Annotated in this window: 17 protein-coding genes; 10 read left to right on the top strand and 7 right to left on the bottom strand. The window is 65.7% G+C overall.

The window, feature by feature from the left end; genetic code table 11:
• The first annotated feature begins 45 nt into the window (after positions 1-45).
• Positions 46-1,083, top strand: coding sequence for a GGDEF domain-containing protein (locus tag ACE3SS_RS07095; RefSeq protein WP_374592467.1), 1,038 nt, complete (start codon positions 46-48; stop codon positions 1,081-1,083).
• A gap of 19 nt (positions 1,084-1,102) precedes the next feature.
• Here the strand turns inward: ACE3SS_RS07095 and ACE3SS_RS07100 are convergent, their stop codons facing one another.
• The gene (locus tag ACE3SS_RS07100) at positions 1,103-2,611 is read right to left on the bottom strand and encodes a deoxyribodipyrimidine photo-lyase (RefSeq protein ID WP_374592468.1); all 1,509 of its coding nucleotides are present in this window, start codon (positions 2,609-2,611) and stop codon (positions 1,103-1,105) included.
• A 35-nt stretch (positions 2,612-2,646) separates the two neighbouring features.
• On the opposite strand from ACE3SS_RS07100, the gene ACE3SS_RS07105 reads away from it, so the two are divergent.
• From ACE3SS_RS07105 to ACE3SS_RS07145, 9 genes are all read left to right on the top strand, one after another.
• Positions 2,647-3,234, top strand: coding sequence for a YqgE/AlgH family protein (locus tag ACE3SS_RS07105; RefSeq protein ID WP_374592469.1), 588 nt, complete (start codon positions 2,647-2,649; stop codon positions 3,232-3,234).
• Positions 3,231-3,635: a Holliday junction resolvase RuvX gene (ruvX, locus tag ACE3SS_RS07110; RefSeq protein ID WP_374592470.1), complete on the top strand. Its 405-nt coding sequence runs from the start codon at positions 3,231-3,233 to the stop codon at positions 3,633-3,635. Before ACE3SS_RS07105 ends, ruvX begins: the two co-directional genes overlap by 4 nt.
• On the top strand, positions 3,632-4,132 hold the full coding sequence (gene pyrR / locus ACE3SS_RS07115; RefSeq protein ID WP_374592471.1) for a bifunctional pyr operon transcriptional regulator/uracil phosphoribosyltransferase PyrR: 501 nt from the start codon (positions 3,632-3,634) through the stop codon (positions 4,130-4,132). Before ruvX ends, pyrR begins: the two co-directional genes overlap by 4 nt.
• A complete protein-coding gene (locus ACE3SS_RS07120; RefSeq protein ID WP_374592472.1) occupies positions 4,132-5,094 on the top strand; it encodes an aspartate carbamoyltransferase catalytic subunit in 963 nt (320 codons plus the stop codon). Before pyrR ends, ACE3SS_RS07120 begins: the two co-directional genes overlap by 1 nt.
• A 1-nt stretch (position 5,095) precedes the next feature.
• Positions 5,096-5,935, top strand: coding sequence for a prohibitin family protein (locus ACE3SS_RS07125; protein WP_374592473.1), 840 nt, complete (start codon positions 5,096-5,098; stop codon positions 5,933-5,935).
• A 6-nt stretch (positions 5,936-5,941) separates the two neighbouring features.
• The gene (locus ACE3SS_RS07130) at positions 5,942-7,261 is read left to right on the top strand and encodes a dihydroorotase (RefSeq protein WP_374592474.1); all 1,320 of its coding nucleotides are present in this window, start codon (positions 5,942-5,944) and stop codon (positions 7,259-7,261) included.
• Between the two features lie 11 nt (positions 7,262-7,272).
• Entirely contained in the window at positions 7,273-8,019 is a 747-nt protein-coding gene (locus ACE3SS_RS07135) for a lysophospholipid acyltransferase family protein (protein ID WP_374592475.1), read from the top strand.
• A gap of 270 nt (positions 8,020-8,289) precedes the next feature.
• The gene (locus ACE3SS_RS07140) at positions 8,290-9,555 is read left to right on the top strand and encodes a porin (RefSeq protein WP_374592476.1); all 1,266 of its coding nucleotides are present in this window, start codon (positions 8,290-8,292) and stop codon (positions 9,553-9,555) included.
• A 17-nt stretch (positions 9,556-9,572) separates the two neighbouring features.
• Entirely contained in the window at positions 9,573-10,004 is a 432-nt protein-coding gene (locus ACE3SS_RS07145; protein ID WP_374592477.1) for a hypothetical protein, read from the top strand.
• A gap of 100 nt (positions 10,005-10,104) precedes the next feature.
• Here the strand turns inward: ACE3SS_RS07145 and ruvB are convergent, their stop codons facing one another.
• The 6 genes from ruvB to ACE3SS_RS07175 form a co-directional block, all read right to left on the bottom strand.
• The gene (ruvB, locus tag ACE3SS_RS07150; RefSeq protein ID WP_374592478.1) at positions 10,105-11,178 is read right to left on the bottom strand and encodes a Holliday junction branch migration DNA helicase RuvB; all 1,074 of its coding nucleotides are present in this window, start codon (positions 11,176-11,178) and stop codon (positions 10,105-10,107) included.
• A gap of 80 nt (positions 11,179-11,258) precedes the next feature.
• Entirely contained in the window at positions 11,259-11,627 is a 369-nt protein-coding gene (locus ACE3SS_RS07155) for a response regulator (RefSeq protein ID WP_374592479.1), read from the bottom strand.
• Positions 11,628-11,650: 23 nt separating this feature from the next.
• Positions 11,651-12,622 (bottom strand): chemotaxis protein CheX, encoded by a 972-nt coding sequence (locus tag ACE3SS_RS07160; RefSeq protein WP_374592480.1) that lies wholly within the window; start codon positions 12,620-12,622, stop codon positions 11,651-11,653.
• A gap of 36 nt (positions 12,623-12,658) precedes the next feature.
• Positions 12,659-13,216: a hypothetical protein gene (locus ACE3SS_RS07165; RefSeq protein ID WP_374592481.1), complete on the bottom strand. Its 558-nt coding sequence runs from the start codon at positions 13,214-13,216 to the stop codon at positions 12,659-12,661.
• A 5-nt stretch (positions 13,217-13,221) separates the two neighbouring features.
• The gene (locus tag ACE3SS_RS07170) at positions 13,222-13,950 is read right to left on the bottom strand and encodes a methyl-accepting chemotaxis protein (protein WP_374592482.1); all 729 of its coding nucleotides are present in this window, start codon (positions 13,948-13,950) and stop codon (positions 13,222-13,224) included.
• Positions 13,951-14,064: 114 nt separating this feature from the next.
• The coding region (locus ACE3SS_RS07175) for an ATP-binding protein (protein ID WP_374592483.1) at positions 14,065-14,760 on the bottom strand (696 nt) is incomplete at its 5' end.

Raw genomic sequence — 14,760 nt, forward strand, 5'->3', positions numbered from 1 at the left:
TGCGCGCACCCAGACCCCAGTGATCGACAGGCCGCCGCACACGACATGGCTGAAGTAATCGACCTCCTTGCCAACCTCACGGCCAACCGCGACCGTGAGCGGGTCGACGTGTCTTTTGTGCAGGCCTTGATGAGCTTGTTGCAATGCGAGCGCGTGGCGGTCTACCGGCTGGTCGGCGAGGCCGACGAGTGGCGTTGGTTGCTGTGCGCGCGCATGGACAGGGGCGAAATCGCTCCGTTGTCCGACCCGCCGTGGGTGGACTTTCACTCTCTGCCAGCCAAGCAGGACGCGCCATGGCGCGAAGAATGCGTGACGCGGCAGGGCATGGTGATCGCGCCCGAGTCGGCCGCCCCGACGCGCCATCTGAGCGTCTTTCCGCTCACGGGGGACCCGACCTCGGCCACGGTGGTCGAGTTCACCACCGCCGAGCCGCTCAACGCCCAGGCGTTGCGAACCATCCAGACGCTGCTGCGCATTTACGGCAACTTCCAGGGGCTGCTGGACTACAGCCAGCGCGACACGCTCACCGGCTTGTTCAACCGCAAGACCTTCGACGACGCCTTCTACAAATCGGCTCAGCAGACCGCCGACGCGGCGCGCGAGGCCGACGGCGGGCGCCGGCTTTCGCATGTCCAGCGGCACTTCATGGGCGTGGTGGACATCGACCACTTCAAGCACGTCAATGACCAATACGGCCATCTGATCGGCGATGAAGTGCTGCTGCTGGTGGCGCGCATCTTGCGCAGCACCTTCCGGTTTCAAGACCAGTTGTACCGCTTCGGCGGCGAAGAATTCGTGATCATGCTGCGCTGCGAGGGTGAAGCCGAAGCCTTGCAAGCCTTCGAGCGCTTCCGTCACAACATGGAAAACTTCGCCTTCCCGCAGGTCGGGCGCGTCACCGTGAGCCTGGGCTTCACCGAGGTGGTGGCGGGCGACACGCCGGCCGCGGCGTTCGAGCGGGCCGACAAGGCGGTGTATTACGCCAAGCAGAACGGTCGCAACCAGGTGCGCAGTCAAGCCGAACTGGTGCGTATCGGCGCGCTCGAAGACGCCTCCAAGGTCGGCGACGTCGAGCTCTTCTGAGCACGTTCTGCGGCTGCGCTCAGCGCGGCAAGGCTTCGCTTTTCACCACGGCATAACGCTCCAGCGTCAGCTTGCGCGCTTCGTCGTGCCGCACGATCGGCGCGGGGTAGTCTCGCCCCAGCACAACGCCGGCTTCGGCCAGAGCGGCCTCTGACGCCAGCCACGGCGCATGCAGGGTCTTGTCGGGCAGGTGCGCCAGTGCGGGCAGATAGCGGCGGATGAACTTGCCCGCCGGGTCGAACTTCTCGCTCTGCGTGACCGGGTTGAAGATGCGAAAGTAGGGTTGCGCGTCGCACCCGCTCGACGCCGCCCATTGCCAGCCGCCGTTGTTGGCGGCGAGGTCGAAGTCCATCAGCTGTTCGGCAAAGTAGCGTTCGCCCCAGCGCCAGTCGATGCCCAGGTCCTTGACCAGAAAGCTCGCCGTCACCATGCGCAGCCGGTTGTGCATGTAGCCGCTGCTGTTGAGCTGGTGCATGGCGGCGTCCACCAGCGGGTAGCCGGTGCGGCCCGCGCACCAGGCCGCGAACAGGGCATCGGCGTGCTTGCCGCGCTCCCACTTGATGGCGTCGTAGGCTGGCTTGAAACTGTGGCCGACCACGTGCGGGTGGTGGTGCAGGATCTGGTGATAAAAGTCGCGCCAGATCAGCTCGGACAACCACACCTCGGCGCCGCGCGAGCCGCCGCGCAGGCGGTACCAGGCCAGCTTGGCCAGTTCGCGGACCGACAGCGTGCCGAAGCGCAGATGGGCTGACAGGTAGCTGGGCCCCTTGACGGCGGGGAAGTCGCGCGCGCGGTCGTAGGCGTCGATGCGCTCGATGAAGTCCGCCAGCAGTGCGCGGGCTTGCAGCGTGCCGCCGTGGATCTTCAGCGTCGCGCTTTGCGTGTCCTCGAAGCCGATTTCATGCAGGCCGGGCACGTCGCGAGCGTGGGCCGTTGGTCGCGGCGCCAGATGCTCGGCGTAGCGGGCGACCGGGTAGGCCTGGACGTAAAAGCCGTCGAGCTTCTTGAGCCAGGCATTCTTGTAGGGCGTGAAGATGCCGAGCGGGCGGCCGCTGCCGGTGCGGATCTCGTCGCCCTCGAACACCACCTGGTCTTTGGACGTGTACAGCGCAATACCGGCGTTGGACAGCGCGCCGCGCACGTGGGCGTCGCGCTGCACGGCCTGCGGCTCGTAGTCGTGGTTGGCGAACACGGCCTCGACGCCGAGCTCGGCGGCCAGCCTGGGCACGGCGTCCTGGGCGCGGGCGTGCCGCACGATCAGCCCGGCGCCGGCTTGGCCGTGGCGCAGGCCCAGCTCGCGCAGCGCGGCGTCGAGCTCGACCAGGCTCTCGCGGATGAAGGCCACCCGCCGATCGGTGCGCGGCAGCGGGTCGAGGATGTCGCGGTCGAACACGAACACGCACCAGACCTGGCGAGCGGCTTTGAGCGCGTGGTACAGCGCGGCGTGGTCGTGGGCGCGCAAATCGCGCCGAAACCACACCAGGGCGCGACCCAGTCGTGGCGCCGGATGCGAGGGCGAGGAGGTCATCCTGCGATTGTGGGGGCTGCCGTAAAATGCCGCTCATGTCCACCGACACCGCCAGCATCAACCTCACGAACCAGTTTCTCATCGCCATGCCGGGCATGGTGGACGACAACTTTGCCGGCTCCGTGGTCTACATGTGCGAGCACAACGAACGCGGGGCGCTGGGCCTGGTCATCAACAAGCCCATCGACATCAAGCTCAAGAGCCTGTTCGAGAAGGTCGAGTTGTCGCTCGATCGCACCGATCTGGCTGATGCGCCGGTCTACTTCGGCGGGCCGGTGCAGACCGAGCGCGGTTTCGTGCTGCACGAGCGGCTCGACGACGACGGCGGGCACTACAACTCCACGCTCAAGATCCCGGGCGGCGGGCTGGAGATGACCACCTCGAAAGACGTGCTCGAAGCGCTGTCCAACGGCGCGGGCCCGAAGAAGATCTTCGTGACCCTGGGCTACGCGGGCTGGGGCGCTGGTCAGGTCGAAGACGAGATCTCGCGCAACGGCTGGCTCACGGTCGATGCCGAGCCGTCGATCATCTTTGACACGCCGGTCGAGGCGCGCTACGACCGCGCGTTGTCGCTGCTGGGCATCGACCCCGGCATGCTGATGCAAAGCGCCGGACACGCGTGAGCGCACCCCGTACCCTGCTGGCGTTCGATTACGGCACCAGGCGGGTCGGCGTGGCCTGCGGCAACACCTTGATGCGCCAGGCGCAGCCGCTGCGCACCATCGCCGCCGAGGGCGATGCCCGCTTCGCCGCGATCCAGAAGCTGATTGCCGAGTGGCAACCTGAAGCGCTCGTGATCGGGGTGCCGTTTCACCCCGATGGGGCGGAGCATGAAAATACCCAGCGCGCCCGCAAATTCGGTCGGCAACTGGCCGGGCGTTTTCGCCTGCCGGTGGTCGAGGTGGACGAGCGCTACACCACCACCGAGGCCCAAGCGCAGGGCGCCGACGAGCGCTCGGTCGACGCGGCGGCGGCGGCCATCATCCTGGATCAATACTTTCGCGAACACGTGGCATCCACATGAGCACCTTGCACCTTGACGCCGAAGCGCTCTACGCCAGCTTGCTGGCCGGCGTGCGGCCCTTGCTGAAGCCCGACACCGCGCTGGTCGGCATCTGGTCGGGCGGCGCCTGGCTGGTCGAGCGCCTGCACCGCGACCTGGGCCTCACCACGCCGCCGGGCGTGATCTCGAGCGCCCTGCACCGCGACGACTTCGGTTCGCGCGGCATGGCCGCCACCACCGACCCGACGAGCCTGCCCTTCGAGGTGCAGGGCCGCCACATCCTGCTGGTCGACGACGTGCTCTACACCGGGCGCACCATTCGCGCGGTCATCAACGAGCTGTTCGACTTCGGTCGCCCCGCGAGTGTGGCGCTGGCCGTGCTGGTCGACCGTGGCGGGCGCGAGCTGCCGATCGAGGCCGCGTTCTCGGCCGCGCGCATCGCTTTGCCGGCTGCCGAGCGCCTGTCGCTGGCGCGCAGCGAGAGCGGCGTCTTCAGTTTCAACATCGAGAGGGCCTGATGCTCGCAAAGCGCAACCCCCAACTCAACAGCCACGGCGAGCTGATCCACCTGCTGTCCACCGAAGGCCTGCCGCGCCCGATCATTCACCAGATCCTGGATACGGCCGAGACCTTCCTGAGCGTCAACGATCGCGAGGTCAAGAAGGTGCCGCTGCTGCGCGGCAAGAGCGTGTTCAACCTGTTCTTCGAGAACAGCACCCGCACCCGCACCACCTTCGAGATCGCCGCCAAGCGCCTGAGCGCCGACGTCATCAACCTCGACATCGCGCGCAGCTCCACGGCCAAGGGCGAGAGCCTGCTCGACACCATCGCCAACCTGAGCGCGATGCACGCCGACATGTTCGTGGTGCGCCACAGCGAGAGCGGTGCGCCGCACCTGATCGCGCAGCACGTGGCGCCGCATGTGCATGTGGTGAACGCCGGTGACGGCCGCCACGCGCACCCCACGCAGGGGCTGCTCGACATGTACACGATCCGCCACTACAAGAAGGACTTCACCCAGCTGTCGGTGGCCATCGTGGGCGACATCGTCCACTCCCGCGTGGCGCGGTCCGACATCAACGCGCTGACCACGCTCGGCGTGCCCGATCTGCGCGTGGTCGGCCCCAAGACCTTGGTGCCGGGCGACTTGGCGCAGATGGGCGTGCGGGTGTGTCACGACATGGCCGAGGGCATCCGGGGCGCCGACGTGATCATCTCGCTGCGCCTGCAAAACGAGCGCATGGCCGGCGGCATGCTGCCGTCCACCGGCGAGTTCTTCAAGGCCTACGGCCTCACGCCCGAGAAGCTCGCGCTGGCCAAGCCTGATGCCATCGTGATGCACCCGGGGCCGATCAACCGCGGCGTCGAGATTGAATCATCGGTGGCCGACGGCACGCACAGCGTGATCCTGCCGCAGGTCACCTTCGGCATCGCCGTGCGTATGGCGGTGATGAGCATCATTGCAGGCAACGAGGCTTGATATGGCAACCGACTTCGGCAGCAATTCGATTCAGCTCTTCGCCCGCCGCGCCCTCTTCGTGGTGATCGGCCTGGTGGTGCTCTGGAACCTCGCGCCCATCGCCATCGTGCCCACCGGCTACCGCGGCGTGCTGACCACCTTCGGCAAGCCCAACGAGGCGGTGTTCGACCCGGGCATCCACTTCGTCGTGCCGCTGGCGCAGACCATGCACCTGATGGACGTGCGCATTCAAAAGGGCGAGGGCGATGGCGACGCGGCCTCGCGCGATTTGCAATCGGTGCACACCAAGATCGCCATCAACTACCACCTGCGGCCGTCGGCCACGGTGTCGGCGTTCCGCGATATCGGGCCGTCCACCGACATCGCGGCCGAGCGCATCATCCTGCCCGCCGCGCAAGAGGCGGTGAAGGCGGTGACCGCGCGCTTCACGGCCGAAGAACTCATCTCGCGCCGCACCGAAGTGCGCGACGGCATCGTGCTGCTTCTCAAAGAAAAGATGCAGCGCCACGGCCTGGAGCTCGACGAGTTCGCCATCGTCAACTTCGCGTTCTCGCGCACGTTTACCGAGGCCATCGAGGCCAAGGTCAAGGCTGAGCAAGAGAAGCTCAAGGCCGAGCGCGACCTGCAGCGCATCGAGGTCGAGGCGCGCCAGAAGGTGGCCAGCGCCAAGGCCGAGGCCGAGTCGCTCGCGCTGCAGCGCCAGCAGGTCACGTCCGAGCTGCTGCAGCTGCGCAAGATCGAAAACGAACGCGAAGCCATCCGCAAGTGGGACGGCAAGTTGCCGCAGATGACCGGGGGCGCCGTGCCCTTCGTGCACCTGGGCAACCCCACCGAGCGCTGACACACCATGAAGATCCTCATCCAAAACGGCCGCCTCATCGACCCCGCCACCGGTCTTGACCAAATCGGCGACCTCGCCATCGCCTCGGGCCGCATTGTGGCGTTGGGCAAGGTGCCTGCCGACTTCGAGCCCGATCGCCGCATCGACGCCACGGGCTTGGTGGTGGCGCCTGGTCTGGTCGACCTGGCGGCGCGCTTGCGCGAGCCCGGCCACGAGCACGAAGGTATGCTCGAGAGCGAGCTGAACGCGGCCGCGGCCGGCGGCGTCACCAGCCTCGTCTGTCCGCCCGATACCGACCCCGCGCTCGACGAGCCCGGCCTGGTTGACATGCTCAAGTTCCGCGCTCGCAAGCTCAGCCTGTGCCGGCTCTTTCCGCTCGGCGCGCTGACGCGCGGACTCAAAGGCGAGACCATCACCGAGATGGCCGAGCTCACCGAGTCGGGCTGCGTGGGCTTCTCGCAAGCCGACGTGCCGGTGCGCGACACGCAGCTGCTGCAGCGCGCGCTGCAATACGCGGCCACGTTTGGCTACACCGTCTGGCTGCGTCCGAACGACCCCTGGCTCGGCAAGGGCGTGGCGGCCAGCGGCGCGGTGGCGACGCGGTTGGGTTTGTCGGGCGTGCCGGTGGCGGCCGAGACGGTGGCGCTGCACACCATCTTCGAGCTGACCAAGGCCACCGGCGCGCGCGTGCACCTGTGCCGCATCAGCAGCGCGGCGGGCGTCGAGCTGGTGCGCCAGGCCAAGGCGCAAGGCTTGCCGATCACGGCGGATGTGAGCATCAATTCGCTGCACCTCACCGATGTGGACATCGGCTACTTCAACTCGGCGATGCGCCTGGTGCCGCCGCTGCGCCAGCCGCGCGACCGCGATGCGCTGCGCGCCGGCCTGGCCGATGGCACGCTCGACGCGCTGGTGTCCGACCACACCCCGGTCGATGCCGATGCCAAGACGCTGCCGTTCGGCGAGGCCGAGCCCGGCGCAACGGGGCTCGAATTGCTGCTCAGCCTGGCGCTCAAGTGGGGCGACGAGCCCGGCGTGGGCTTGAGCAAGGCGTTGGCGCGCATCACCTGCGACCCGGTGCGGGTGCTAGGCGACGCGCTGGGCTCGCTGGTGTCGAGCGCCGGGCGTCTCACCCAGGGCGGCGTGGCTGACGTGTGCGTGTTCGACCCGCAAGCCGTGTGGCAAGCCTCGCCCGAGGCGCTGGTGAGCCAGGGCAAGTCCACCCCGTTTGCCTTCGACGCCGTGGGCGCTGCCTTGCCGGCACGCGTGCGCTGGACCATCGTGGCCGGCACCGTGGCGCACGAGGCACCCGCCGTGCCGGTTTGACGGAGGCGGCGGTGAAGCAATTGCGCGCCATCTGGCGCTTGCTGCGAGCCGTCGTGCACATGCTGCACGGCATGGTGGTCGCGCTGATCGTGTTTCCGCGCGGCAGCGCCGAGGCGCGCGACGCCAAGGTGCAGTGGTGGGCCGCCAAGCTGCTGCGCGTGCTCGGCATCGAGCTGGTGATCGAGGGGCTCAAGCCCAAGCCCGGCGCGGTGCTGATCGTGGCCAACCACATCTCGTGGCTCGACATCATGGCCATCAGCGCGGTGCGCCCGGTGCGCTTCATCTCGAAGGCCGAAGTGGGGCGCTGGCCGCTGGTCGGCTGGCTCGTCACGATGGCGGGCACGCTCTACATCGAGCGCGCCAGCCGCCGCGACGCCGTTCGTGTGGTGCACACCATGGCCGAGGCCTTGGCGCAGGGCGATGCCTTGGCGGTGTTCCCCGAGGGCACCACGTCCGACGGCAACGGCGTGTTGCCGTTTCATGCCAACCTGCTGCAAGCGGCCATCTCCACCAGCACGGCCGTGCAACCCGTGGTCTTGCGCTACAGCGATCCGGCTCATGCCATCAGCCCGGCCGTCGCCTACGTTGGCGACACCTCCTTGCTGCAATCGTTGTGGATGGTGGTGAGCGCTCGCGGCTTGCGGGTGCATGTGCGCGTGCTGGACGCCCACGCCATCGCGCACGCCGATCGCCGCGCGCTGGCGGGGCATCTGCACGAGCTGATCCAGGAACAGTTGCCGCCGGCCACTTCGGCGTAGCACCACCGGCGCAAGCCTTCAAGCGCAATAGCGCGGACTCCGTGCCAAATACCACGTGGGCCTTTGGGTTCCATCGCTGCATTTGCACCGTTCCAACAGCGTTTTTCCGCCTACGCACAAATCTTTACAGGCCGAAGAATCTCCCTGCCGCGTAAAGGCTTGTCGCCTGAGCGCGTGGCTTGTGGCGATATCGGTCAATAAGAGAAGTACATCGTTGGTGACCGGTATTCGCGTGCAAATATTTCGCCCTATCCCCTTGAGGAGAGTGATATGACATTGCAGCGATTTGCACCGGCGGCTCTTGCCGTCGCGTGTCTGGCGGTTTGCGCAGGTGCGCAGGCTCAAGATTCAGGGTTCCGTTTTTCGGGATTCGGTACGGTGGGGCTGGCACATACCAACAGCCATGATGTTGAATTTCTGACGCCAGGGCAGCCGGGCGACGGGGCCACCAGCACGGGGTTTGATTTTTCCCCTGACACAAAGCTGGGTGTCCAGACCGATTACAAAATCAACCAGATGTTGTCGGCGACAGCTCAGGTGCTGAGCAAAGAAAATGGCAAGGGCAACTGGAATCCTTCGCCGGAGTGGCTTTTTGTTAAGGCGCAGCTCACGCCGGCCGTTTCGGCACGGGTTGGACGCATGGGAACGCCGTTCTTCATGATTTCCGATTTTCGTGATGTGAATTACGCCAATCTGTGGGTGCGCCCGCCCCTGGAGGTCTATGGGCAAGTGCCAATCACGAATTTCAATGGTGCCGACCTGACCTACAAAACCGATATTGGCGACACAACCTTGACAGGAACGGTTTTCGGCGGGCCTTCGCGGTCTTACTACGAAACCAGCAAGGTTAAATTGAATGACCAGTTTGGTTTCAATGCCACGGCGGAGCTTGGGGGTGACCTCACGTTCCGGCTCGGTTATGCGCGAAGCAAGCTGACTTTCGCAAGTTCGCTTACGCCGCAGGTCAGCGCAGCGTATGCCGGGCTGGCGCCATATGCGTCTCTTGTCGGGCTGTCTGCAAGTGACCTCACCTATTTCGCGAATCAACTGGCTGCCGATGATGCCCGCTCGAGCTTTCTAGGCTTTGGCGCGACTTGGGATGTTCGTAATTGGACGTTCTCGGGTGAATTCACGAAGCGTCGCACGGATTCGTATATTCCCAATACAACGGGTTGGTATGCCTCTGCCGGGTATCGTTTTGGCAAGTTCACTCCGTTCGTCTACGCCAGCGAAGTGAAGGTAGACCATCAGCCCAGCAATCCGATCCCTACCAATCGTACTTATGGCGGACTCACTACGAGTTTCCTCACGGCAAGTGCTTACGGTACGGCTGTTCTCAATAAGGCCAATGTCGCGCAAAAGGCCCTGGCAGCAGGGGTTCGCTGGGATGCATTCAAGAACGTTGCCGTCAAGGGTCAGTTTGAAATGATCAAACCTGATTCCAATACCGGCCTGATGTATGCCGCCACGCCAACCGCCAATGTGCGAGACAAGACGATCAACGTCTTGAGCCTCTCGGTTGACTTCGTGTTCTAAGCCAGGAGGACGACAAAATGAACATCATCAAAGCCCTCCGCTACGTCCTGGCCGTTGCTGCTCTGTTTGCCGCGCAAGCTGCAAGCGCTCAGGTGGCCGTCATCGTCAACCCCAAGAGCCCGTTGGCCAGCATCACGCCCGAACAGGCGTCTGCGATCTTCCTGGGCAAGACCACGTCGCTGCCCGGCGGTGGCACGGCGGCTCCGGCCGACCTGCCCGAAGGCAGCAACGCTCACGAAGCTTTCTACAGCAAGGCCGCCGGCAAGTCGGCTGCGCAAGTGAAGGCAACCTGGGCGCGCTTGACCTTCTCCGGCAAGGCTGTTCCGCCCAAGGAGCTGCCCTCTGCCGCCGACGTGAAGAAGTTCGTGGCCAACAACCCCGAAGCCATCGGCTACATCGAAAAGTCGGCGGTCGACAGCTCGGTGAAGGTGGTCCTCACGCTCGATTGAGCGCGGCTCACCAGCCATGAAAACGGGCGCCTCGGCGCCCGTTTCTCATTGGTGGGAGCGTGTTCGCACGCCTGCGCTGGTTGGCGCAACCGGGCGCTGCTCAGGCCTCGAACAAACCGCTTGCGCCGGTGGTCGGCGGCGTGAGCCCCAGGTGCCGGAATGCGATTTGCGTGGCGATGCGCCCCCGCGGTGTGCGTTGCAAATAACCTTGCTGGATCAGATAGGGCTCGATCACGTCCTCGATCGTGCCGGCTTCTTCGCCAATGGCCGCCGCCAGGTTGTCCAGCCCCACCGGGCCGCCGTCGAACTTGTGGATCACGGCTTCGAGCAGCTTGCGGTCCATGATGTCGAAGCCTTGCGGGTCGACGTCGAGCATGGCCAGCGCCTGGTCGGCCATCTGGCGGGTGATGCGCCCGGTGCCCTTGACCTGGGCGTAGTCGCGCACCCGGCGCAGCAGCCGGTTGGCGATGCGGGGGGTGCCGCGCGAGCGGCGGGCGATTTCGAGTGCGCCGTCGTCGTCGATGGGCGCGTCGAGCAGCCCCGCCGAGCGGCGCACGATGCGCGTGAGCTCGTCGGCGGTGTAGAACTCCAGCCGGGCGACGATGCCGAAGCGGTCGCGCAGCGGGTTGGTGAGCATGCCGGCGCGCGTGGTGGCACCCACCAGCGTGAAGGGTTGCAGGTCGAGTTTGATCGAGCGGGCGGCGGGGCCTTCGCCGATCATGATGTCGATTTGATAGTCCTCCAGCGCGGGGTAGAGGATCTCTTCGACGACCGGGCTCAGGCGGTGAATCTCATCAATGAAGAGCACATCGTTGCGCTCGAGGTTGGTCAGGATCGCGGCGAGGTCCTTGGGCTTTTCGAGCACCGGGCCTGACGTTTGGCGCAGGTTCACGCCCAGCTCGCGCGCCACGATGTGGCTCAGCGTGGTTTTGCCCAAGCCCGGCGGGCCGAACAGCAGCACGTGGTCGAGCGCTTCGGCGCGCTGACGGGCGGCGCCGATGAAGATTTCGAGTTGCTCGCGCGCCTTGGTCTGGCCGACGTATTCGTCGAGATCCTTGGGGCGCAGCGCGCGCTCCAGCGCTTCTTCCTGCGGGGCGGCCGCCTGGGGGGCGACCATGCGCGCGTCGGGCCGGCTGAAGTCGCTCGCGGCCAGCTTGTCCGTTTGGATGCTCATGGCCGCGATTATCCGCGCCGGCGCTGTGGGGCGCCATGGCGCGGGGGCGAGCGCGCGGGTGGCGCTCCCGGCGGGGCCGGTCAGCCCTCGGCCAGCTTCTTGAACGTGGCGATCACCGCGTCGCCCTTGAAGGGCTTGACGATCCAGCCCTTGATGCCGGCGGCCTTGCCGCGCTCTTTCATGATGGGCGTGTTCTCGGTGGTCAGCATGATGATGTTGACCGCCGCGTTGCCCAGCTCGCCACGGATCTTCTCGGCCATCGTCAGGCCGTCCATGTTGGGCATGTTGACGTCACTGACCACGAGCTTGACGCGCGGGTCGGCCTTGAGCTTGGCCAAGCCATCGCGGCCATCGATCGCGGTGATGACATCGAGCCCGTTCTTCTTCAGGAAATCGCCCACTTCGTTGCGGACTGCTGCGGAATCGTCTACGACGAGTACTTGTGCCATGGTGTTGTGCCCTTGCAAAAAAATCAGAACATTTCGAGTTCGCCGGACTCGAACAGGTCTTCGACCAAGGCTTCGTTTTCCTTGAACTTCTCGGGGTTCCAGCTCAGGTTGAAGACGAAGCGTTGGTAGATCACCAGCGGCGGCGCCTCGCCGGTCGTGTCGGTCAGCGTGTACTTGAAGCACAGCTGCGGGTCTTCCGAGCCGAACGAGATGTAGCGATGCAGGTGATTGACGATGATCGGCACCTGCGACTGCCGGCCTTCGAGCGGCTCGTACGCGATGAAGCGGTTCTTGAACGAGCCCCAGATCAGGTTGGTGGCTTCGCCCAGCACGTGGTTGATGTCGCGAAAGCCCACTTCCTCGGTGACGATGTGGGTCTTTTCCTGCGCAACGAAGTGCACCAGCGGCTGCTCTTCGGTCTGCAGCATCATGTAGCCGCGGCACCAGTTGCTCTCCAGCGGGATCAGCGTGAACAGCTCGCCGTAGATGATGCGGTCGCGCACGATGAACGGCGCTTCCGATGACACCTCGACGCCCTTGAACTGGCTCTCCAGCGCCGCTTTCGAGATCTCGACGATGCCGCGCACCAGATTGCTGGGGTAGGTCAGGTTGAACAGCGTGTCGTTGATCACCGGGCCGAGCTTGCCGTCGATTTCGTCGATGCGGTAGGCGGTGGCGAAGGCGCGTTGCGTCCCATCGGGCAACCCCTCCAGGGTATCGGTGCCGTCGCGCCGCAAGAAGATGGGCAGCTCCGGGCGGATCGAGTGGATCTCGCTGCCCACGCGCAGGCCACCGCCGGCCGAGCCGCCGTAGTTCTCGCTGACGAAGATCGCACCCAAGTCGAGGTTGGTGCGCAAGATGGCCATCACGTTCTCGGCCTGGGCTTTCAGCCCCACCAGGTGGCTGGCTTCGCAGAACGCCTTGATGCGCGCGGTGCATTCGGGGTTGTCCTCGAGCACGAGGACTTTGCTGACGAGTTCGGCTTGTTCAACCACGATGGATTCCTCAGGATGTGTTCGGCAGGCGGGTGGTTAGAAGAGTTCCAGCTCTCCGCTGCTTTCGGGCTCGGCCTGCGCAACGTCGGCGGCGAAGTCCATGTCGGCAAAGTCACAGACGCACAAGCTGGCATGCATCGTGAAAGAGTCATTGATCGTGACGCGGAAGTGCCGCGTGTGGCTGGCGTCGAGCTCGTCGAGGTAGGCCGCGCAATCGCGGTCGAGCACGTTCGGCGTGGACATGCCGATGTGCGGGTAGTGGTGCGCCAGCGAGCGGTTCAACGCGCCGCAGAAGATGTTGCCGCACTCGCAGATCACGTCGAGAAAATCGGCTTCCGTCATCGATTCGGCGTCGGATCGGTTGATGGCCGCGAAGTGCTGCCTGGTCTGCGCGTTGAGCGTGAAGTAGACCAGCGTGATGGCCCGGAAGATATACGACGACACCGTCAGCATCACCACCTTCTTCTCGGTGATCTCGGCGGGGTCGTCAAACGACTCCACCACACACTGGTCGTCGCTCGACGCGCACAGCGCGCTCTTGAGCGCGGTGCTCACGTAATGGTCGATGGCTTCGCGGGCGGACGGGCTGATCATCTTGTTCAGGCCAGTTCTGCGTGCAGGGCGCTCTGCGCGTTGCGGGTGATGAGCTGCAGGGCGGTCACGGCGCCGATGATCATCTTGCCGCCAGCCTGCAGATCCTGGAAGGTGGTGGTGGTGATCAGGTCGTTCTTGTAGAGGTTGTTGCGGTAGTCCTCGGACAAGGCTGCCGCGCGGTTGGCCAGCGTGCGAACCTCGTTGGCCACCACCGCGAAGCCCCTGCCCTGCTCGCCGGCCCGCGCGGCCTCGATCGAGGCGTTGAGCGCCACGATGATCACCTGCCGCACGATGGAGGCGAAGTCGTCGTTGCGGTCGTGCATCTCGCGGTTGTGCGTCAGCAGCACGTTCATGTCGGTGTGCCAGCGCTCGAAGGTCTTGATCAGGTGCAGCAGCTTGTCGATCGAATCGGCCAGCTCGCCGCACGAGGCCAGCGTGCTCTCGCGCTCGCGCGAGGTCGATTCGCGCAGGCTGCGCAGCTGTTGCCCCAGCGAGTCGGACAGCTCGGTCATCTCGCGTTGCGAGCTGCTGCGCTGGTGCTCGAGCTTGCGATCCTGCTCCTGCAGCATCGCCTGCAGCTCGGCGATGTTGTCCTGCAAGTTCGCCTCGCGCGAACGGGCCTCGTCCAGCAGCACCACCGGCCCGCGCTTGATGGTGGCTCGGCGCTGCCAGAACCAGGCGCATCCCGCGCCCAGCGCGAAGGACAGCAGGGTCAGACAGAGATAGATCAGCATCGTCGTGTCCTGAAAACGTTCGATAGGGTGGGCCGCGGCATGCGGCGCGGCTTGTCGGGTTATCGGCTCAATCCGCGCGGGGTTGATGGTTGGCTGAGAGGGTTCGGGCGCGGCTCACGATTGCGCCGCGAACTTGTCGGGCAGCGTGATCACCAGCTCGAACGTGCGCCAGTCGGCCGTCGCGTCCTGGTCGGTGAAGCGGATGGCCACGTTGCCGCCTTCCTTTTGCAAGAAGCCGCGCACCGCGTCCATGCCCACGCCGCGCCCCGACACCTCGGTGACCCGCTCGGCGGTCGAGAAGCCCGAGGCGAAGATGAGCTGGGCGATGTCCTCGGGGCTCTTCTGATCGTCGGCGCTGATCACGCCGTTGTCGATGGCCTTCTGGCGGATCTTGCTCACGGCCAGGCCGCGGCCGTCGTCGTGCAGGCGCAGCACCAGCTTGCCATCGGCCAGGCCGGCTTCCAGGTTGATGTGCCCGGCGGCGCTCTTGCCGGCGGCCTGCCGCTCGGCGGCCGTCTCCAGGCCATGGTCCATCGAGTTGCGCAGCAGGTGGGTGAACACGTTCTTCAGCAGGCCGACGATCTGATTGCGCAGCACGATGCCGTGCGCGTTGATCGTCACGTGCGGCGGCTCCTTGCCCAGCTCGGTGGCCAGCGAGGGCAGCGAATCGGTGATGCCCGCCAGGGTGTCGCTGATCGACTCGGTGCCCAGCAGTTGCAGCGTGCGGGTGGCCTGCGCCAGCGCGGCGCGCATGGCCTCGCCGTCGCCGGCTTGCGCCGAGGCCAGCGTGGTCAGCGCGTGGCCGATCTG

This window comes from Aquabacterium sp. (assembly GCF_041915145.1).
Classification (GTDB): domain Bacteria; phylum Pseudomonadota; class Gammaproteobacteria; order Burkholderiales; family Burkholderiaceae_C; genus Aquabacterium.